This window comes from Streptomyces rectiviolaceus (assembly GCF_039533825.1).
Lineage (GTDB): Bacteria > Actinomycetota > Actinomycetes > Streptomycetales > Streptomycetaceae > Streptomyces > Streptomyces rectiviolaceus.
In genome coordinates this window covers 361,750-380,299 of sequence record NZ_BAAAUG010000022.1, presented here as the reverse complement: position 1 = coordinate 380,299, position 18,550 = coordinate 361,750, and the positions used below count along the sequence as shown (strand labels likewise).

The following is an 18,550-nucleotide window of genomic DNA, read 5'->3' as shown; positions in this document are numbered from 1 at the left end:
CGGGTGGTGTCGATGGCGTCTCCCCTGCTCGAGCGGACGAGAGCTCGGGGAAGGGAGTTCCTGACTCACCCGGCATGTGCACCGGGCTCACAGTGGCGGGACCGCGCCGGAATCGCACCGGGCTTCCTCCCCTTGTCGCCGTCTGTGGCGACGACGGGCCGGCTGGCCCGTCGCTAGGAATACTAAGGGCCGATCAACTGCCGGGGGGCAGGCGGACCTGCTGCGATGGGTCGGTATGCTCGCCGCCATGCCCCCATCGGTCCCCTCGCCCGCGCTCTCGGGAGACGAGTCTGCCCGCGGCCGCGGCGACGCATGCCCCGGGACGCTGCGGCTGCACCGGGCGGACGACGGGGCGCTGGCCCGCGTCCGCGTCCCGGGTGGCCTGCTGACCGTGGGGCAGGCTGACGTGCTGCGGGACCTGGCAGAGCGTCTTGGAGACGGGGAGTTGCATCTCACATCGCGCGGCAATGTCCAGCTGCGCGGCCTTGGTGCGGACTGCGGGAGCGAACTGGCTTACCTGCTGGGCGAATCGGGGCTTTTGCCCTCAGAACTCCACGAGCGGGTACGCAACGTGGTGGCCTCCCCGCTCTCGGGACTCGACGACCGGGGCGAGCGCGACATTCGTCCGTGGTTGTCCGCCCTGGACGAGCTGTTGTGCACCAGCGACCGGGCCGCCGCCCTGTCAGGGCGGTTCTTGTTCGCGCTCGACGACGGCCGCGGCGATGTCGGAGCGCTCGGCGGCGATGTGACCCTGACGGCGCGGGGCGATGACGAGGCGCTGCTGCGGATCGGCCCGGTGCACGATGCCGTCCTGTTGTCTGCCGCGCAGGCACCGCGGGCCGCCCTCATCGCGGCCGAGACCTTCCTGGAGCAGGCGCCCGACGCGGGTTCCTGGCGGGTGACGGATCTGCCCGGCGGCGTCGGCCCCCTCCTCGACGCGGTCCTGCGCCGCCTGCGGGAGGCCGGGTTCCGCGTCACCCCCACCACCGGCCCGCTCCCCCGGGATGCGGCCGGGCCCGCCCTCGGTGTCGTGCCCGGCCCGCGCGACACGGCCGCGCTCTCCCTCGGCCTGCCCCTGGGCCGCATCAGCGCACCCCAGTGGCAGACACTGACGGACACCGCCCGCCACCGCGGCGGCGGCGAGCTGCGGCTGACCCCCTGGCGCGGAGTCGTCCTGCCGGGAGTCGACCGGCGCGAGGCCGCACAGCTCCTGGAAGATCTGGGGGCCGCCGGCCTCATCACCGGACCCGGCTCTCCCTGGACCGGAGTGGGTGCCTGTATCGGCAGGCCCGGCTGTGCCAAGTCCCTGGACGACGTACGCGCCACGGCGACAGCATCGTTGGGGCCCGTGGGGGCGCTGCCGGTGTACTGGTCCGGGTGCGAGCGCCGGTGCGGACACCCTCACGGGGAGTGGATCGACGTCGTCGCCACTCCCGACGGGCATCAGATCTCCCACGTACGCGGCGAGAAACGGGACGCTCCGGCGAGCATCCCCGGCAGCCCGGGCGCGGCGCTCGCCGCCGCCGTGGCCGCGGCCCGCCGCTGACCACACATGAACACATGATCAACCCCGCAACACCTGACTGTTCCATGCCCTATCAAGAGAGCGAACGCACTGTGCACCAGTACGAGAAGGACGGACCGGCGATCTACCGCCAGTCCTTCGCCACGATCCGCGCGGAGGCGGATCTGGCGGGCCTGCCCGCCGACGTCAGCCAGGTCGCGGTCCGCATGATCCACGCCTGCGGCATGGTCGACCTCGTACGCGACCTCGCTTTCACCCCGGACGTGGTGGCCCGTGCCCGCGAGGCCCTGCGGGCGGGCGCTCCCATCCTGTGCGACGTGGCCATGGTCGCGAGCGGCGTCACCCGCAAGCGGCTGCCCGCCGACAACGACGTGGTGTGCACCCTGTCCGACCCGGCGGTGCCCGATCTCGCGGCCAAGCTCGGCACCACTCGCAGCGCCGCCGCCCTGGAACTGTGGCGCGATCGCATGGAAGGCGCGGTCATAGCCGTCGGCAACGCGCCCACCGCGCTGTTCCGGCTGCTCGAAATGATCGAGGAGGGCGCACCGCGCCCCGCCGCCGTCATCGGTGTGCCCGTCGGCTTCGTCGGCGCCATGGAGTCCAAGGACGCCCTGGCCGCGCACGCGTCCGGCCTGGAGAACCTGATCGTGCGGGGCCGTCGGGGCGGAAGCGCCATCGCGGCCGCCGCACTCAACGCGATCGCCAGCGAGGAAGAATGAGCGTGAGCGAGCACACGACAGGCCGCCTTTACGGCGTCGGGCTCGGCCCCGGCGATCCGTCCCTCATGACCCTGCGGGCGGTGCAAGTCATCGGCGAGGCCGATGTCGTCGCCTATCACAGCGCCCGGCACGGACGGTCCATCGCGCGGTCCATCGCGGCCGAGCACCTGCGCGCCGACCACATCGAGGAAGCCCTGGTCTACCCCCTCACCACGGAGACCACCGACCACCCCGGCGGCTACCGGGGCGCGATGGAGGACTTCTACACCGAGGCGGCGGCCCGCCTTGCGGTGCACCTCGACGCGGGACGCACGGTCGCCGTCCTGGCCGAGGGCGACCCGCTCTTCTACGGCTCGTACATGCACATGCACAAGCGGCTCGCCGACCGCTATCCCACCGAGGTGATCCCCGGCGTCACCTCCGTCAGCGCCGCGGCCGCCCGGCTCGGCACCCCGCTCGCCGAGGGCGAGGAGGTGCTCACCATCCTGCCCGGCACCCTGCCGGAGGAGGAGCTGACCGCCCGTCTGGCCGCCACCGATGCCGCGGTGGTGATGAAGCTTGGCCGTACGTTCCCCGCGGTGCGCCGCGCCTTCGAGGCCTCCGGGCGGCTGCCCGAGGCCCACTACGTCGAGCGCGCCACCATGGCCGGCGAGCGCATCGACGATCTTGCCGCGGTCGACGCCGACTCCGTGCCGTACTTCGCGGTCGCGGTCCTGCCCAGCAGGATCGATGCCCCGCGGCCCGAGCGCGCCCCGGACGCCGGTGAGGTGGCCGTGGTCGGTACCGGTCCCGCCGGGCCGCTGTGGCTCACGCCCGAGACGCGCGGGGTCCTTGCCGCCGCCGACGATCTGGTCGGCTACACCACCTATCTGGACCGGGTGCCGGTCCGTCCGGGGCAGGTGCGCCACGGCTCCGACAACAAGGTCGAGTCGGAGCGCGCCGAGTTCGCCCTGGATCTCGCCCGGCGCGGGCGTCGCGTCGCCGTGGTCTCCGGCGGCGACCCTGGCGTGTTCGCCATGGCGACGGCCGTACTTGAGGTGGCCTCGCAGAAGCAGTACGCGGACCTGCCGGTGCGGGTGCTTCCGGGGGTGACCGCGGCCAACGCGGCCGCCGCCCGCGCGGGCGCTCCGCTGGGCCACGACTACGCGACGATGTCGCTCTCCGACCGGCTCAAGCCGTGGGAGGTGATCGCGCAGCGGCTGCAAGCCGCGGCCTCCGCGGACCTGGTGCTCGCGCTGTACAACCCCGGCTCCCGCAGCCGGACCTGGCAGGTCGGCAAGGCCCGCGAGCTGCTCCTGGAGCACCGCTCGCCGGACACCCCCGTGGTCCTCGGCAGGGACGTCGGCGGGCCGACCGAGAGCGTACGCACCGTGCGCCTCGCCGACCTCGACCCCGCCGAGGTCGACATGCGCACGATCCTGCTTGTGGGGTCATCGCAGACCCGCTGGGAGCAGCGCGGCGACGGACAGCAGATCGTGTGGACGCCCCGCCGCTACCCCGAGGACTGAGCCTGCGGTTCCGCTAGGCCTGGCTGCCGCCGTGTGCGTGCAGCCAGGCCAGGGCCTGCTCCGGAGTGTCGGCCACCGCTACCCCGTCGGGCACGGGCGGCCTGCGCACCACGACCACCGGGATCCGCGCCTCACGGGCCGCGGCCAGTTTGGGGGCGGTGGCGGCGCCGCCGCTGTCCTTGGTGACGACGACGTCGATGCGATGGCGGCGGATCAGCTCGCGCTCCCGCTCCAAGGTGAACGGGCCGCGGTCGAGCAGCACCTCCATCCGCAGGGGGTGCGGTGCGTCCGGGGCGTCCACCGAACGCATCAAGAACCACAGCTTGTCCAGATCGGCGAAGGCGGCAAGACCCATGCGCCCGGTGGTGAGGAAGACGCGCCGCCCCAGCGCGGGCAGTGCCGTTGCCGCCTCGGCCAGGGAGCCGACCGCATGCCAGGCGTCGCCGTCGCCGGGCACCCAGCCGGTCCTGCGCAGCGCCAGCAGGGGAACATGGGCGGCAGCGGCGGCAGCGGCCGCATTGAAACTGATCGTCTCGGCGAAAGGATGGGTGGCATCGATGAGCGCGCTCACCTGGTGCGTACGCAGCCATGCGGCCAGGCCGTCGGCTCCGCCGAAGCCGCCCACGCGCACCTCGCCCGGCGGCAGTCTCGGGCTTGCCACGCGTCCGGCCAGCGAGCTGGTCACCCTCGCTGCGGCGGGCAGCGTGTCCACCAGGGCCTCGGCGATGCGGCGGGCCTCCGTCGTCCCGCCAAGTACCAGTACGTGCATCGGATCCATCCATGAGTGAGGCGAAAGGCGGGCGCAGCGCCCAACTCAAGCACACCGGCCTGCGGCCCGGCTGGACGACCGGTGCCTGCGCGACCGCGGCCGCCACGGCCGCCTACACGGCCCTGCTCAGCGGCGACTTCCCCGACCCGGTGACCATCACCCTGCCCAAGGGGCAGACACCGGCCTTCGCCCTGGCGATCGAGGAGCTGGCCGAGGGGCGGGCGACAGCGGGTGTGGTCAAGGACGCGGGCGACGACCCCGACGTGACGCACGGCGCGCTGGTGCGGGCCACCGCGCGGCGGCTGCCGCCGGGTTCGGGTGTGGTCTTCAAGGCCGGACCCGGCGTGGGCACGGTCACCCTGCCCGGTCTGCCGCTCGAGGTCGGTGAACCGGCGGTCAACCCCGTACCGCGCCAGATGATCCGCGACCACATCGCGCGGGTCGCCGCGGAGCACCGGGGCTCGGGAGACGTCGAGATCACCGTCTCCGTGGACCACGGCGAGGAGATCGCCCGCTCCACCTGGAACCCCCGCCTCGGCATCCTGGGCGGCCTGTCGATCCTGGGCACCACCGGCATCGTGGTGCCCTACTCCTGCTCGGCGTGGATCGACTCGATCCGCCGCGGCGTGGACGTGGCACGCGCTGCGGGGCGTACGCATGTGGCGGGCTGCACGGGCTCGACCTCGGAGAAGACGGTGGTGGCCGAGTACGGGCTCCCGGAGATCGCTCTGCTCGACATGGGGGACTTCGCGGGCGCGGTGCTCAAGTACGTGCGCCGGCACCCGGTGGACCGGCTCACGGTGTGCGGCGGATTCGCCAAGCTGTCGAAGCTCGCCGCCGGACACCTCGACCTGCACTCGGCCCGCTCCCAGGTCGACAAGTCCTTCCTGGCCGAACTTGCCCGCCGGGGCGGCGCGGACGAGGCGCTGGCCGCCGAGGTGGCAGGCGCCAACACGGGCCTTGCCGCGCTCCAGTTGTGCCAGGCGCGGGGTGTGCCGCTCGGGGACCTGGTGGCCGTGGGCGCGCGTGACGAGGCACTGGCGGTCCTGCGGGGCGCGCCGGTCGCCGTGGACGTCATCTGCATCGACCGGGCGGGCACGGTCGTGGGGCGCAGCAGCGTGCGCTGAGCGGTCCGGTGCGGTATCGCCCCGTAAGGGGCGCGGGGCTGTGACACATGCGGCTCCGCCGCGTGGGCGCGACCAGCCCCCACCGGCCCGCAGGTCTATCACCGCCCATCCAGCAGAGCCCTCAGCAGACGTGCCGATCGCGTCCCGGCGAGTAAAGGTGGCTGTCGCGGAACTGCTCGGCGCCCAACGTGCGGCCCACCATGATGACGGCGGTACGGATCACCCCTGCCGCCTTCACCTGCTCGGCGATCTCGTCGAGGGGCCCGCGCAGGATGAGCTCGTCCGGACGCGAGGCCAGCGCCACGACGGCCGCCGGGCAGTCGGCCCCGTAGTGCGGCAGGAGTTCCTCGACCACCCGGTCCACGTACTTGGCGGCCAGGTGGAGGACGATCAGGGCCCCGCTGCGTCCCAACGTGGCCAGGTCCTCGCCCTCGGGCATGGCGGTGGCACGGTGGGCGATCCGGGTGAGGATGACGGTCTGGCCGACGGTCGGCACGGTCAGCTCCCGCTTGAGCGCCGCCGCGGCGGCCGCGAACGCGGGGACACCCGGCACCACTTCATAGGGCACGCCCGCCTCGTCCAGGCGCCGCATCTGCTCGTTGACGGCGCTGAAGACGGACGGGTCGCCCGAGTGCAGACGGGCCACGTCGTGGCCCTGCTGGTGCGCGGTGACGAGCTCGGCGGTGATCTGGTCGATGTCCAGCTGCGCGGTGTCGACCAGGCGGGCGTCCTCGGGGCACTCGGCGAGCAGTTCGCGGGGCACCAGGCTGCCTGCGTACAGGCACACCCCGCAGGCGGCGAGCATGCGTGCGCCGCGCACCGTGATCAGGTCGGCCGCACCGGGCCCCGCGCCGATGAAGTACACGGTCATGTGTTGTCTCCTGAGGGTTCTGCGGGGGCTTCTGCTGAGCGTTCCGCGGTGGGGGGCGTCGAGGGTTTGCGTACGGACCACTGGGTGACCGGCATCGCCTGGCGCCAGCCGGTGAAGCCGCCTACGGGCACGGCGTGCGCGACGGCGAGGCGGACCAGGTCACCGCCGTGGCGGCGGTACCGCTCGGCGAGCAGTGCCTCCGACTCCAGCGTGACGGTGTTGGCGACCAGCCGGCCGCCGGCGGGCAGCGCCTCCCAGCAGGCTTCGAGCAGGCCGGGCACGGTAAGGCCGCCGCCGATGAACACGGCGTCGGGCGTGGGCAGTTCGGCCAGGCTCTCGGGGGCCGGGCCGGTGATCACGCGCAGGGCGGGGACCCCGAGGTGTGCGGCATTGCGCTCGATGCGCCGTGCCCGCACCGGATCGCGCTCCACGCTGATGGCCCGGCAGGAGGGGTGGGTGCGCATCCACTCGATGGCCACGGACCCCGAGCCGCCGCCGATGTCCCACAACAGCTCGCCGGGGGCAGGTGCGAGCACGCCGAGCGTGGTGGCCCGCACGTGACGCTTGGTGAGCTGCCCGTCGTGTTCGTACGCCTCGTCGGGCAAGCCGGGAACGGCGCCGAGGCGCAGGGCGTCGGGGTCACGTCGGCATGCGACCGCGATGACGTTCAGCGGGTCTCCCGGCGGGTGCGCCCAGGTGTCCGCCGTCCCTTCCGCGCAGGCCTCGTCCTCGCCGCCGAGCTGTTCAAGGACGCGGATCCGGCTCGGCCCGAAGCCGTGTTCGCGCAGCAGCGCGGCGACCACGGCGGGCGTGGTGGCGTCCGCGCTGAGCACAAGGAGCCGGCGGCCGTCGTGCAGGGCCGCGGCAAGGCGGGCGGCGGGCCGCCCGACCAGGGTGATGACCTCGGTGTCCTCCAGGGGCCAGCCGACGCGGGCGCAGGCATAGGAGACGGACGACGGGTGCGGCAGGATGCGCAGCCCGTCGGCGCCGAGTACCTCGGTCAGGGCGCGGCCGATGCCGTAGAACATCGGGTCGCCGCTGGCCAGGACGGCGATCCTGCGGCCCTCGTGCTCGGCGAGCAGGCCGGGTACGGCGGGCCGCAGCGGCGATGGCCACGGCACGCGTCGCCCTGTGCATTCCGGCGGGAGCAGGCCCAATTGGCGCTGAGCGCCGATCAGGACCTGCGCCTTGACGAGTTCCGTGCGTGCCGCGTCGGGCAGTCCTGCCCACCCGTCGGCTCCGATGCCCACCACGCTCAGGGCAGGCGGGGCGGGGGGTGCGGCGGGTGCGGGGGTCACGGACGGTACCTCGGTCTTCGGGGGCTGACGCACCCGAACTCTACTGTCCGGCCGTGACCGGACACCGGCCAGGTTGGTCTTCGCCGTACCCTTATTGCACATAACTTGCAACTAGGCTTGCAACTGGGCAGGAAGTGCGGGAGGGCGGGACGTGGAGTCTCCAGTAGTGCTGGGCATCGAGTCCTCGTGCGACGAGACCGGCGCGGGTCTCGTACGCGAGGGACGTCTGCTCGGACATGCCGTGGCGTCGAGCATGGACGAGCACGCCCGGTTCGGCGGAGTGGTGCCGGAGATCGCCGCGCGTGCGCACGTGCACTCCTTCACGCCCGTCGTCCGGGAGGCCCTGGAGCGGGCCGGACTGAGGACGGCGGACATCGGGGCGGTGGCCGTCACCACCGGGCCCGGCCTCTCGGGCGCGCTCCAGGTCGGCCTGGCCGGGGCGAAGACCCTGGCGTTCGCGCTCGGGGTGCCGCTGTACGGGGTGCACCACCTGGCCGGACACGTCGCCGCCGACACCCTGGAGCACGGTCCGCTGCCCGATCCCTGCATGGTGCTCATCGTCTCCGGCGGGCACACCTCGCTGCTTCTCGTACGGGATCTGGCGCGGGACCCGATCGTGCACCTGGGCGACACCATCGACGACGCGGCGGGCGAGTGCTTCGACAAGGTGGCCCGGGTGTTCGGTCTTCCGTACCCGGGCGGGCCTGCCGTCGACCGCGCCGCGCGGGAGGGCGATCCGGGCGCCGTGGCGTTCCCCCGGCCGCTGACCGGGCCACGAGACGCGCGCTACGACTTCTCCTTCTCCGGGCTCAAGACGGCCGCCGCACGCTGGGCCGAGCAACACCGGCTGCACGGCGAGGAGTTGCCGCTCGCCGACGGGGCGGCCTCGCTGCAGGAGGCGGTGGCCGATGTGCTGACACGCAAGGCGGTGGCCGCCTGCCGTGAACACGGCGTGGGCACGCTGGTCGTGGTGGGCGGCGTGGCCGCCAACTCACGCGTGCGGGCGCTGGCGGAGGAACGCTGCCGTGGCGCCGGGATCGCGCTGCGGGTACCGCCGTTGAAGCTCTGCACCGACAACGGCGCGATGATCGCGGCCGTCGGCGACCTGCTGGTCCGGGCGGGAGCCGAACCCGCCCCGCTGGACGTGTCCATCGACCCGTCGGCGCCCCTGCACCACGCCGCCCTGCATCCCGTCGCCACGTCGTATCGCGATCACGTCGGGCGGACAGCCCGGGCTCGGCAGACATGACAGTGGCTTGCCGATACGGGACTGGCACCGGGACCTGGGGCCGCCCGCCCAATTGCGCTTGTCCGGCTTTGCGGCACGGCGCTACCTTGGCGATGTGGATCTCTTCTCCCGCTCTTGGGCGGCATTGCGCACGGCGGTCGCCGAACTCCCGGACGAGGACTTCGCGCGCCCGTCCGGCTGTACGGGCTGGCTCGTGCGGGACTTGGTCTGCCATCTGGTCATCGACGCCCAGGACGTCCTGATCACCCTCGTGACCCCCGCCGACACGGAGCCGACCCGCGACGCGTTGACCTACTGGGACGTCACCGAGACGCCGCCGACCGGCGAGGACCCGCTCGACGCGCTGACCGTCCGGCTCGCCGCCGCGTACGAGGAGCCCTGGCTGCTCAAGTTCCACCTCGACGACGTCGGCTCGGCCGCCGGCCGCGCCGCCGAACTCGCCGACCCCGGCGCCCGGGTGAGCACCCGCGACGAGGTCCTCACCACGGGCGACTACCTCATGACGTACGTCATGGAATGGACCCTGCACCACCTCGACCTGATCGCGCACCTCCCGCATGTGGCGGGACCGCCCGCGCAGGGGCTCGCCCGGAGCCGCGAGATGCTGGAGAAGATCGCCGGCGCCGCGTTCCCCGCGTCGTTCTCCGATGCGGACGCGCTGCTGGTCGGCACTGGACGGCGTGCCCCGACCGACGCGGAGAAGGCCGACCTGGGCGAGCAGGCAGCGCGCCTCCCGTTCGTCCTCGGGTGATCGTCACCCGAGGACGAACGGGGTTTTCGGCGTGTCCTGAAGACCGCGAGGGTACTGGTCACCCGCCGCCCGTCACCGTGGCCTTGAGTGTCTGCGGTCCGGTGGCGCTGCCGGTGGGCGCGACCAGCAACGAGTCCAGGCGCAGGCCGAGTTCCTCCCCCGCGTGCTTCGGCGCTGCCAGGGTGATGGTCACGGGGGTCACCTTCCCGCCGCGTACGGAGAAGGGGCCGACGGCGCGTCGGGTCAGGTCCGCGCCCTTCACCAGCCGGGAGTGCTTGCCGACCTCGACGCGGTAGAGCGCCTCCGGTCGCGCCTCGCCGCGGACCGCCACCGACAGCCTCTCGCCACGGTCGGCGCTGATGTGGGCGGTGTGCCGCACCGTGGTCCGGTGGGTGCTCGAGTAACTGCCGTCGTCGGCATAGCTGTAGCCCTGCTCGATGTCGGCGGCGTCAAGGACGGCGGTCCTGTCCGGGCCGAGCGCGACCGTGCGCTCCGGGATGATCCGCAGCTCGCCGCCGAGTTCGACCTTCACGACGGGCAGCACCTCCTCGCGCGGCCGGTCGGGCAGCGTCACCACGAGGTCGTCCCCGTCCCGGCGCCACTTGAGCCGGCCCGTCGAGCCGTCCTCGCGGACAGAGCGTACGGAGGTGGCCAGGCCCGGCAGCCTGAGCTCCCCGGACTTGGGCCACCGGCTCACGTGCAGGAACAGGTCGCGGTCGTTGACGGTGACCTCGCCCCAGGGCAGGCCGCCGAAGCGGGTGGCCGATGCGCCGAGCACGGCCCCGGGGTGGCGGCGGAGCCAGTCGCCCATGCCGCGCAGGACGTCGGCCTCGAACTCGACGACCGAACCGTCGCCGCGCGGACCGATGTTGAGCAGGTAGTTGCCGCCCCGGGCACGCACGCCGGTCAGGCCGCCGACCAGGTCCCTGATCTTGCCGGGCAGGTCCTCACGCTTCTGCCAGCTGCGGTAGCCCCAGGTCTCGTGATAGATCGACGCGGGCGTCTGCCAGGCGCCGTCGAGTGCGACCGTGGGAATCTCGTTGTCGCCGAGGGTGCGGAAGTCGCCCTGGTTGTTCCACACCCGGCTGTTGATGGCCGCCTTCGGCTGGAGTTCGCGGACGATCCCGGCGAATTTCCGGCTCTGGGCGGCGGTGGGCGATGACATGTCGAACCACACCTCGGCGATGTCCCCGTACCGGGTCATCAGCTCACGGAGCTGTCCCTCGATGACGGGTTCCATCGACGCGGGGATCGGATTGTTGTTGTTGCCGTCGAACTCGTGGCCCTGGTGCCAGTCGACGAGCGAGAAGTAGAAGCCGAACTTCAGCCCCTGGCTGCGGCATTCGTCAGCGAGGGCCTTCAGCGGATCCTTGCCGTAGGGGGTCGCGTCGACGACGTCGTAGCCGGTGGTGTCGGTGTCGAACATGGAGAAGCCGTCGTGATGCTTGCTGGTGATGACCACGTAGCGCATCCCGGCCCGCTTCGCGAGGGAGCAGATCTCCGCGGGGTCGAACCGGTCCGGCCTGAACCGCTGGGCCACTTCGAGGTACTCCTCATCGGAGATGTCGGCCCACATCTGGATCTGTTCGCTGTAGCCCTTGGTGACCGGCTTGCCCTTCCACACGCCTCCCAGTTCGGAGAACAGCCCCCAGTGGATGAACATCCCGAACTGGAGCTCCTGCCAGGCCGCGAGGTCCTTGTCGTCGCTGGGCTCGATCTCGCCGGGTATGCCTTGCGTGCGTGGGTCGCCTGCCGGGTCCGCCTGCGTGGCGACCGCTGCGGGAGGGCTTGCCACGGCTGCTCCGACGGCGAGCAGGAGCACGAGCATGACGCCGATCATCTTGCGCATCACGAATCTCCTCTACAACTGCCCCTGTCGATTCGATTCATCCGACGTTAAGAGCTCATACGGACGCTCTATGTGTCAGGAGGGAGGAATGGGGGCGGGTACATCGGATGTTAGATGCGCGAGGGCGCGGCGTCACCACCCCCGACAGGCTCACTTGCGAGAGATACCGGTTTCTACGCAGCAACACTCAACTGGCGCTTCCCTATTGAGTGTTCAGCCACGGCCATGCTAGAAACCGCTTACTCTCCGCCCGCCGCACGAACGGCACACAGCCACGCGAGCCCCTCCTCCCCCCCCACTCGCAAGGAGCCCCCTCATGCGCAAGCGAACCGGAACACTCACAGCCGCCGCCTCCTCCCTGGTCCTGCTCACCGCAGCCCCCGCCGACGCCTCCGTCATCTGGGACGGGGACGCCTCCGCGGGGACCGGGGTGTTCTCCTCAACCCTGTGCGACTCACCCGGCAGCGTCGTCGCCCAGGACAACAACGACGGCCGCGGACAGGTCTTCAAGTTCAACAAGCCGCTCGGCCTCGAGCGTTGCGAGGCCCACGGGATCAGCGTCGGCGGTTCGCGGTACACCTTCAAGAACAACTCGACGTACTGGATCGGCTGGGACACCTCCACCAACACCCCGGACGCGGGCACGATCTTCCAGTGGAAGTCGTACGGCACCAACGACCAACACCAGCAGAACTACCCGGTGTTGATGAAGGTCGAGGGCGGCGTCCTCAAGCTGTTCCACATCGAGGTCGGCGAGAAGTGGACCCTGAAGTGGTCGACACCCGTCACGACCAGTACGTACAAGCGCATCGTGCTCGGCATCCACACCTCGTCCGACGCATCCGCCGGATGGGTGTCGGCCTTCTACAACGGCACCAAGGTCGCCGAGTTCTCCGGCCGCACGTGGGACGACCTGGGCAACGACACCCGCTTCGGCACCTACGGCTCCGAGGTCAAGGACAAGCGGGTCATCAACTGGATCGACGGGCTGAAGGTCGGCACGACGTACGGCGACGTGGACGGATAGGTCTCAGGCCCGCCGACGGATAGGCCTCACGCCCGCCGCCGGACCAACCGCCCGCCCGCAAGCTCCAGCAGGCTGTCGCGATGGCGTTCACGCAGGGCCCGGTCATGGGTGACCATTAAGACCGGCCCCGTGAACTGCTCCACCGCCTCCTGCAGTTGCTCGACCAGGGCCAGGCTGAGGTGGTTGCCGGGCTCGTCGAGCAGCAGCAGGTGCGGGCGCCGCGAGAACAGCAGCGCGAGTTCGAGCCGCCGCAGCTGGCCCACGGAGAGCCGATTCACCGGAACGTCGAAATCCGCGGTCCCGAACAGGCCGAACCTGGTCAGTTCCCTCGCGGCGTCCTCGACGTAGGCCGCGCGGTGCGCGGCGAAGGTGTCAAGGACGCCGCGCCGCTCCCGGGTGAAGTGACTCTCCTGCGGCAAGTAGCCGATGCGCAGCCCCGGTTCACGTACGACCACCCCCGCGTCGGGCGTCCGGAGGCCCGCCAGGACGGACAGGAGCGTGGACTTGCCCGCGCCGTTCGCCCCGGTGACCACATGCAGCGCACCGGGAGCGAGCTCCAGGTCCACACCACACACCACATCCCCGACAACCAGGCCCTCGGCCCGCAGCAGCACCCCGTCGGGCAGTTGCGCACTCTCGCTCTCCGGCGCCCGGAAGGCCAGCGGCTCGGGCGGGCGTCGCACTTCCTCGTCAAGCAGCAGCCCCAGTTGCTGCCGGGCCGCACGGGTCGCACGGGCGGCGGCGGCCTGTGCACCGCCGCCCGCGAGGTTGTAGGACAACTTGTCGCCGTCCCGCATCCCGCTGAAGGTGCGGCCGGACCTGCCCGCCTTGTCGAGCCGCCGCCGCGTCTCCGCAAGCGCCTGGCGCCAGTCGCGGTACTCCTGCCACCACCGTGCTTGTGCCGCGGCGCGTTCGTCGAGGTAGTCGCGGTAGCCGCCGCCGTAACGCACGGTGGAGCCGCGTGAGCCGTCCAGGTCGACGATGGCGGTGACGGCGGTGTCGAGCAGCAGCCGGTCGTGCGACGCGATGAGGCACGGCCCCTGGTACTGAGCCAGCCACTGGACGAGCCAGTCCACCGCGCGGTCGTCGAGGTGGTTCGTCGGCTCGTCGAGCAGCAGCCCCGCGGGTTCGGCGAGGACCAGCTCGGCGAGCGCCAGGCGGGATCGCTCGCCGCCCGACAGCGTTTCGGTGGGCCGAAGCCGGTCCAGGGAGCCAAGGCCGAAGACGTCAAGGACCTCGCCGACGCGGGCGTCCAGTTCCCAGCCGCCGCGTCGGGCGAACTCGTCCTGGAGTCGGCCGTACTCACTGAGCACCTCGCTCAGATCGGCCTTGTCTGATTCGCCCTTGCCTGAATCGTCCATGCCTGAGTCGTCCATGCCGGAAGACATCAACTCCTCGGCGGCGCGCATCCGTTCGGCCATGTCGCCGAACTCGGCGGTCGCCCGCGCGAGCACCGTCTCGATGGTCGCACCGGCCGGGAAGCCGGGCTGCTGGGGCAGGAAGCCCACCTGCCCCGCGACCGCCCGTAGGACCTGGCCGCGCTGCAGCGGCAGTTCACCGGCGATGGCTCGCAGCAACGTCGACTTGCCACGGCCGTTCTCGCCGATCAGGCCCACCCGCTCGCCCCGGGACACCTTCAGCGAGACATCGCGCAGCACGAGGCGGTCCCCGAGCGCGCAGTGCACGTTCTCGGCCAGGAGGTGCGCGGAACGGTGGTCGCCGGACACGACGTCCTGCGTACCGGGATGACCGGCCTTCGCCTCAGACATCGTGCGGCGTTCCGCAGTGGGCGCAGTAGCGGGCGTCACGTTCGGCGGCGAGGCGGCCGCACTCGGGGCAGACACGGTCGAGCAGACAGACCGGCTCACCCGCGTCGGTCCCGTCGGCGGGACCGGCAGCGGGGGCCGGGCGGCGGTGGACGGTCGTATAGATGAGCCCCTCGTCACCCGCGTCCACGCAGCGGATGATCCCCGCGGGAAGCCAGGCGAGGGCGCCGGGCGTGAGCTGCCAGGTCGCGTCCGGGGTGCGGAGTTCACCGGCGCCGCTCAGCACGGTGAACAGCACACCGTACGCATCCTCCGTGTGCTCGCCGATACTCGCGCCCGGAGCCAGCCGGACGGCGTCGGCGTCCAGATCCCTCGTACGGTCGCCGAGCGACCACAGGACGCTGATCTGCCCTCGCCCGACGGCTGCGGTCTGGTCCGGCCCGACGAACACCGGAGCGGCGGGGGCGGGCATGCTCATGCGAACTCCAGGCTCTCGTACCGGTGGTCGGCTGCGGCGCCGGCGGGATTCGAACCCGCGGACAGGGAAGGGCAAGGCCCGCCCGGCTCCCGTCAGTCGGCGCGGGAGGGGCTTCTCCCACGCCGATCGCAATGGGCCGCTCTGCCACGGCTCCGCAACCTGCGGGACCGCGCGATCCCGCTCCGGTGAGGATAGGGACAGCGCACTGTGGGGGGCGAGTTCATTTCTGGGATGCGGGGCCGCGGCCCTCGCCCTAGCCCTCGCCCTAGCCCTCACCTGCGGCATCGACCCTTGAGGCATCCGGACCTCGGCTACTGGCCCACCCTGCCGTCGATGCACTCGCGCAACAGGTCGGCCTGCCCGCAGTGACGGGCGTACTCCTCGATCCGGTGCACCATCAGCTCCCGGACGGCGAAGCCGTCCTTCCCCAAACGCTCGCCCAGGTCCGGGTGTTCGGCCAGTTCGGCGTCCATCGCGGCCTGCTCACGCCCCAGGTCGGCGTATGCGGCATCGACAAGGGCCTGCTCACCGACAGCTCCGTTGAAGTCCGCGTCGCGCTCGCCGTAGAGCTTCGGCAGCGGCTCGCCTTCCCTGATCCAGTTGCGCCAGTCCCGTTCCACCTCGGCGAGGTGCCGGAGCAGGCCGAGCAGCGACATCGTCGACGGCGGAACCGACCGGAGCGCCAGTTGCTCCGCGTCCAGGCCCTCGCACTTCATCCGCAGGGTCATGCGGTAACTCGTCAGGAAGTCCTGCAGCGTCGCCAGCTCGCCGTCCGGGCTGACTCCGTCGCTGTTGCGGGGGTCGTCGTCCGGGTCCGCCCACATGTCGGGGTAGGTGGTCGCTTGGCTCCATCGTTCGGGTTGGTCGCTCATGCGGGCCATGTTCGTCGGTGAGGACCCGGGATCGCCACCGACTTATCGATCGCGGCGGGCACCGCGCCGGGTCCTTACGCGCTGTGGATGATCTGGATCAGGTTGCCGCAGGTGTCGTCCAACACCGCGGTGGTGACCGGGCCCATCTCCAGCGGCTCCTGGGTGAACTGCACCCCGAGCTCCCGCAACCTGCTGAACTCCGCCTTTACGTCGTCCACGGCAAAGGCGGCGAGCGGGATACCGTCCTTGGCCAGCCCGTCCTTGTAGGCCTTCACCACAGGGTGGCCGGAGGGCTCCAGCAGCAGTTCGGTCCCGTCGGGAGCCTCCGGCGAGACCACGGTCAGCCATCGGTCATCGCCCAGCGGGACGTCGTGCTTCTTCACGAAGCCGAGCACCTCCGTGTAGAAGCGCAGGGCCTTTTCCTGGTCGTCGACGAAGACGCTGGTCCGGTGGATCTTCATTGGGCGCTCTCCGAGGTGTCGGTCCTGAGCCACCGGGTCGCGATGCGCTCTAGGGGTTCGGTGTTCAGATCATGGAATTTGTAGCGGCCTTGGCGCCGTGACACGACAAGGCCCGCTGATTCCAGTACGGCCAGGTGCTGGCTGATCGCCTGACGGGACAGCCCAAGACCGTGCTTGGTCACCAGTCGGGCGCAGATCTCGAACAGGGTCTGGCCGTCCCGTTCCACCAGCTCATCAAGGATGCGCCGACGGGTGGGGTCGGCCAGCGCCTTGAAAACATCTTCCGCCATGACCCCACCATAGGCAAGTCACGACTTACCTATCAAGGTGGATCTTGCCATTGGCCGGTCGACTCGAGGGCAGGCCGTCAGCGCCAGTCGGGCGCACCCGAGACGGGTGAAAGCAGGCTTTCGATCTTCGTCTGGATCTCCCGCATCACTGACACCACGCGACTCTGGTGCTCGTCGGTGAGCCGGACCACCGGCACCGAGCAGCTGATGGCATCTACGGCCGGGACGTCGTACCGCAGGGCGAACCCGAAGCCCGCGATGCCGCTCACCGTCTCCTCGCGGTCGATGGCGTAGCCGCGCTCACGCACTCGCCCGAGGTCGGCGAGCAGGGCGGCGCGGCCGGTGTGCGTGCTCCGCGTGAAGGCGGTCAACGGGGTTTCAGAGAGCGGGAGTTCGGCTTCCGGACGCTCGGCGAGCAGCGCCTTCCCGAGGGCTCCGGCGTGCGCGGGGACGCGGCGGCCGACCCGGCTGATGGTGCGTAGGTACTCGTGGGACTCGCGGGTCGCGAGGTACACGACGTTCGGGCCGTCGAGCCGCGCCAGGTGGATCGTCTCGCCCAAGGCGTCCGAGGCCTCGTCCATGTACGGGCGGATGGCGCGCACCCGCACGTCGCCGTCGAGGTAGCTCGTACCTGTGAGCAGCGTGCGGATCCCGATGCCGTAGAGGGAACCGGTGGTGTCCGTGCGCACCCAGCCGCAGTCGACGAGGGTCCGCAGCAGTTGGTACATGCTGCTGCGCGGTACGTCCAACTCCTCGGCGAGCTCGTCGAGACGGGCCGGACGGTCGGCGCGCTCGGCGAGCAGCTCAAGGAGCGCGACGGTGCGCAGCGCCGACTTCACCCCGCGAACACCCGCGCCCGCCCCGTGGTCCGCTCCGCTCTCCGACATGCGCCCATCGTAGATCCGCGTAGATCCGCGGCGCCTGCCCATTGACCCCCGATCGTTCATGACTCTAGCCTCCATTCTCATACGTGGACGCCATCTGCATATAGAGATGAGATTCATGAACGAGCTCGGCATGAACAGACTCAGTACGAGGCCCCAGGACGTTGCCCAGCGGCTGCGGCTGGGCATGGCGCGCGGCGTGCTGTCCTTCCCGCTCACGAGCATGGGGAGCGACGGCAGCCTCGACGCGGAGGCCTACCGCTCTTATCTGACGGCCCAGTTGGCGACCGGACCGGGCGCGGTGTTCCCCGCGTGCGGCACCGGCGAGTTCTTCTCGCTCGACGAGGAGGAGTACCGCGCGGTCATCCGGGTCACCGTCGAGGTCGCCGACGGCCGGCTGCCGGTGGTGGCGGGCACCGGATACGGCTGGGCCCAGTCGCTGCGGTTCGCCCGGATCGCGCAGGAGGAGGGCGCGGACGCCCTGTTGGTGATGCCCCACTACCTGGTCGAGGCGTCGCAGGACGGTCTGGTGGAACAGCTTCGCCGCATCGCCGCAGGCACCGCGCTGCCCCTCATCGTCTACCAGCGCGGCCAGGTCACCTTCACCGCCGAAGCCCTGCGCCGGATCGCCGGGATTCCCGCCGTCATCGGCCTCAAGGACGGGCACAGCGACCTCGATCGGCTGCAGCGCCTCACGCTTGCCGCCCCCGACGACTTCCTCTTCTTCAACGGCGCCGCCACCGCGGAGATCCAGGCCCGGGCCTACGCCACCGTCGGCGTCCCGGCCTACTCCTCCGCCGTCCACGCCTTCGCCCCCGAGATCGCCGACGCCTTCTTCACCGCGCTGCGGGAGCGGGACGATTCGGCGGTGGACCGGCTGCTGCGGGAGTTCTACGTCCCGCTGGTCGAGCTGCGCGACCGGGCGCCGGGGTACGCCGTCTCGCTCGTCAAGGCGGCCGCCCGGCTGCGCGGTCTCCCGGTCGGCCCGGTGCGCACGCCCCTCACCGATCCCGGTCCGGACGATGTCGCCGACCTGGAGAAGGTGCTGAACGCCGGGCTCGACCTGGTCTCGGCCGCGCGGCACAGGGCCTGACCGGCCCACCCCC

18 protein-coding genes, 1 pseudogene and 1 riboswitch are annotated in these 18,550 nt (G+C 71.4%); of the genes and pseudogenes, 8 read left to right on the top strand and 11 right to left on the bottom strand.

Annotated elements, in window-relative coordinates; genetic code table 11:
• Positions 1 to 35 precede the first annotated feature (35 nt).
• Positions 36 to 187, bottom strand: a riboswitch (cobalamin riboswitch).
• Positions 188 to 235: 48 nt separating this feature from the next.
• The 3 genes from ABD378_RS07525 (at position 236) to ABD378_RS07515 (ending at position 3,752) form a co-directional block, all read left to right on the top strand.
• Positions 236 to 1,546: a precorrin-3B synthase gene (locus tag ABD378_RS07525; protein WP_344519666.1), complete on the top strand. Its 1,311-nt coding sequence runs from the start codon at positions 236 to 238 to the stop codon at positions 1,544 to 1,546.
• Positions 1,547 to 1,617: 71 nt separating this feature from the next.
• Entirely contained in the window at positions 1,618 to 2,244 is a 627-nt protein-coding gene (locus ABD378_RS07520; RefSeq protein WP_344519770.1) for a precorrin-8X methylmutase, read from the top strand.
• Positions 2,241 to 3,752 carry a precorrin-2 C(20)-methyltransferase gene (locus ABD378_RS07515; protein WP_344519665.1) on the top strand — a complete coding sequence of 504 codons (1,512 nt, stop codon included), beginning with the start codon at positions 2,241 to 2,243 and terminating at the stop codon, positions 3,750 to 3,752. Before ABD378_RS07520 ends, ABD378_RS07515 begins: the two co-directional genes overlap by 4 nt.
• Before the next feature lie 13 nt (positions 3,753 to 3,765).
• On the opposite strand, the gene ABD378_RS07510 is transcribed toward ABD378_RS07515, so the two are convergent.
• Positions 3,766 to 4,521: a cobalt-precorrin-6A reductase gene (locus tag ABD378_RS07510; protein ID WP_344519664.1), complete on the bottom strand. Its 756-nt coding sequence runs from the start codon at positions 4,519 to 4,521 to the stop codon at positions 3,766 to 3,768.
• An 11-nt stretch (positions 4,522 to 4,532) separates the two neighbouring features.
• Between ABD378_RS07510 and ABD378_RS07505 the strand changes: the two genes are divergently transcribed.
• The gene (locus tag ABD378_RS07505) at positions 4,533 to 5,648 is read left to right on the top strand and encodes a cobalt-precorrin-5B (C(1))-methyltransferase (protein WP_344519663.1); all 1,116 of its coding nucleotides are present in this window, start codon (positions 4,533 to 4,535) and stop codon (positions 5,646 to 5,648) included.
• Positions 5,649 to 5,769: 121 nt separating this feature from the next.
• Here the strand turns inward: ABD378_RS07505 and cobM are convergent, their stop codons facing one another.
• Both cobM and cbiE read right to left on the bottom strand, forming a co-directional pair.
• On the bottom strand, positions 5,770 to 6,519 hold the full coding sequence (cobM, locus tag ABD378_RS07500; RefSeq protein WP_344519662.1) for a precorrin-4 C(11)-methyltransferase: 750 nt from the start codon (positions 6,517 to 6,519) through the stop codon (positions 5,770 to 5,772).
• Entirely contained in the window at positions 6,516 to 7,817 is a 1,302-nt protein-coding gene (gene cbiE, locus ABD378_RS07495) for a precorrin-6y C5,15-methyltransferase (decarboxylating) subunit CbiE (protein ID WP_344519661.1), read from the bottom strand. Before cbiE ends, cobM begins: the two co-directional genes overlap by 4 nt.
• A 151-nt stretch (positions 7,818 to 7,968) precedes the next feature.
• Between cbiE and tsaD the strand changes: the two genes are divergently transcribed.
• Positions 7,969 to 9,066 (top strand): tRNA (adenosine(37)-N6)-threonylcarbamoyltransferase complex transferase subunit TsaD, encoded by a 1,098-nt coding sequence (tsaD, locus tag ABD378_RS07490; RefSeq protein ID WP_344519660.1) that lies wholly within the window; start codon positions 7,969 to 7,971, stop codon positions 9,064 to 9,066.
• A 94-nt stretch (positions 9,067 to 9,160) separates the two neighbouring features.
• Entirely contained in the window at positions 9,161 to 9,817 is a 657-nt protein-coding gene (locus ABD378_RS07485) for a maleylpyruvate isomerase N-terminal domain-containing protein (protein ID WP_344519659.1), read from the top strand.
• Between the two features lie 58 nt (positions 9,818 to 9,875).
• Here the strand turns inward: ABD378_RS07485 and ABD378_RS07480 are convergent, their stop codons facing one another.
• Positions 9,876 to 11,666, bottom strand: a complete 1,791-nt coding sequence (locus tag ABD378_RS07480; RefSeq protein WP_344519658.1) for an alpha-L-fucosidase — start codon at positions 11,664 to 11,666, stop codon at positions 9,876 to 9,878.
• Positions 11,667 to 11,982: 316 nt separating this feature from the next.
• Here ABD378_RS07480 and ABD378_RS07475 point away from each other — a divergent pair, with 316 nt between their 5' ends.
• On the top strand, positions 11,983 to 12,693 hold the full coding sequence (locus ABD378_RS07475; RefSeq protein ID WP_344519657.1) for a polysaccharide lyase family protein: 711 nt from the start codon (positions 11,983 to 11,985) through the stop codon (positions 12,691 to 12,693).
• Between the two features lie 26 nt (positions 12,694 to 12,719).
• Here the strand turns inward: ABD378_RS07475 and ABD378_RS07470 are convergent, their stop codons facing one another.
• From ABD378_RS07470 to ABD378_RS07440, 7 genes and pseudogenes are all read right to left on the bottom strand, one after another.
• Complete coding sequence (locus ABD378_RS07470; protein ID WP_344519656.1) at positions 12,720 to 14,462, bottom strand: ABC-F family ATP-binding cassette domain-containing protein; 1,743 nt, start codon at positions 14,460 to 14,462, stop codon at positions 12,720 to 12,722.
• Entirely contained in the window at positions 14,455 to 14,937 is a 483-nt protein-coding gene (locus ABD378_RS07465; RefSeq protein WP_344519654.1) for a cupin domain-containing protein, read from the bottom strand. Before ABD378_RS07465 ends, ABD378_RS07470 begins: the two co-directional genes overlap by 8 nt.
• A 34-nt stretch (positions 14,938 to 14,971) precedes the next feature.
• Positions 14,972 to 15,091: pseudogene (locus tag ABD378_RS07460) on the bottom strand.
• Positions 15,092 to 15,248: 157 nt separating this feature from the next.
• Complete coding sequence (locus ABD378_RS07455) at positions 15,249 to 15,818, bottom strand: DinB family protein (RefSeq protein WP_344519653.1); 570 nt, start codon at positions 15,816 to 15,818, stop codon at positions 15,249 to 15,251.
• A 65-nt stretch (positions 15,819 to 15,883) separates the two neighbouring features.
• A complete protein-coding gene (locus ABD378_RS07450) occupies positions 15,884 to 16,270 on the bottom strand; it encodes a VOC family protein (RefSeq protein ID WP_344519652.1) in 387 nt (128 codons plus the stop codon).
• On the bottom strand, positions 16,267 to 16,560 hold the full coding sequence (locus ABD378_RS07445; protein ID WP_344519651.1) for an ArsR/SmtB family transcription factor: 294 nt from the start codon (positions 16,558 to 16,560) through the stop codon (positions 16,267 to 16,269). Before ABD378_RS07445 ends, ABD378_RS07450 begins: the two co-directional genes overlap by 4 nt.
• A gap of 77 nt (positions 16,561 to 16,637) precedes the next feature.
• Complete coding sequence (locus tag ABD378_RS07440; RefSeq protein WP_344519650.1) at positions 16,638 to 17,447, bottom strand: IclR family transcriptional regulator; 810 nt, start codon at positions 17,445 to 17,447, stop codon at positions 16,638 to 16,640.
• A gap of 130 nt (positions 17,448 to 17,577) precedes the next feature.
• Between ABD378_RS07440 and ABD378_RS07435 the strand changes: the two genes are divergently transcribed.
• Entirely contained in the window at positions 17,578 to 18,537 is a 960-nt protein-coding gene (locus ABD378_RS07435) for a 5-dehydro-4-deoxyglucarate dehydratase (RefSeq protein WP_344519649.1), read from the top strand.
• The last annotated feature ends 13 nt before the right edge of the window (positions 18,538 to 18,550 follow it).

Excerpts from the sequence above, each read along its gene's own strand:
- ABD378_RS07525 (WP_344519666.1), top strand. The coding sequence starts at position 236 with ATGCTCGCCGCCATGCCCCCATCGGTCCCCTCGCCCGCGCTCTCGGGA.
- ABD378_RS07515 (WP_344519665.1), top strand. The coding sequence starts at position 2,241 with ATGAGCGTGAGCGAGCACACGACAGGCCGCCTTTACGGCGTCGGGCTC.
- ABD378_RS07510 (WP_344519664.1), bottom strand. The coding sequence starts at position 4,521 with ATGCACGTACTGGTACTTGGCGGGACGACGGAGGCCCGCCGCATCGCC.
- ABD378_RS07505 (WP_344519663.1), top strand. The coding sequence starts at position 4,533 with ATGAGTGAGGCGAAAGGCGGGCGCAGCGCCCAACTCAAGCACACCGGC.
- cobM (WP_344519662.1), bottom strand. The coding sequence starts at position 6,519 with ATGACCGTGTACTTCATCGGCGCGGGGCCCGGTGCGGCCGACCTGATC.
- ABD378_RS07480 (WP_344519658.1), bottom strand. The coding sequence starts at position 11,666 with ATGCGCAAGATGATCGGCGTCATGCTCGTGCTCCTGCTCGCCGTCGGA.
- ABD378_RS07475 (WP_344519657.1), top strand. The coding sequence starts at position 11,983 with ATGCGCAAGCGAACCGGAACACTCACAGCCGCCGCCTCCTCCCTGGTC.
- ABD378_RS07470 (WP_344519656.1), bottom strand. The coding sequence starts at position 14,462 with ATGTCTGAGGCGAAGGCCGGTCATCCCGGTACGCAGGACGTCGTGTCC.
- ABD378_RS07465 (WP_344519654.1), bottom strand. The coding sequence starts at position 14,937 with ATGAGCATGCCCGCCCCCGCCGCTCCGGTGTTCGTCGGGCCGGACCAG.
- ABD378_RS07455 (WP_344519653.1), bottom strand. The coding sequence starts at position 15,818 with ATGGCCCGCATGAGCGACCAACCCGAACGATGGAGCCAAGCGACCACC.
- ABD378_RS07450 (WP_344519652.1), bottom strand. The coding sequence starts at position 16,270 with ATGAAGATCCACCGGACCAGCGTCTTCGTCGACGACCAGGAAAAGGCC.
- ABD378_RS07445 (WP_344519651.1), bottom strand. The coding sequence starts at position 16,560 with ATGGCGGAAGATGTTTTCAAGGCGCTGGCCGACCCCACCCGTCGGCGC.
- ABD378_RS07440 (WP_344519650.1), bottom strand. The coding sequence starts at position 17,447 with ATGTCGGAGAGCGGAGCGGACCACGGGGCGGGCGCGGGTGTTCGCGGG.
- ABD378_RS07435 (WP_344519649.1), top strand. The coding sequence starts at position 17,578 with ATGAACAGACTCAGTACGAGGCCCCAGGACGTTGCCCAGCGGCTGCGG.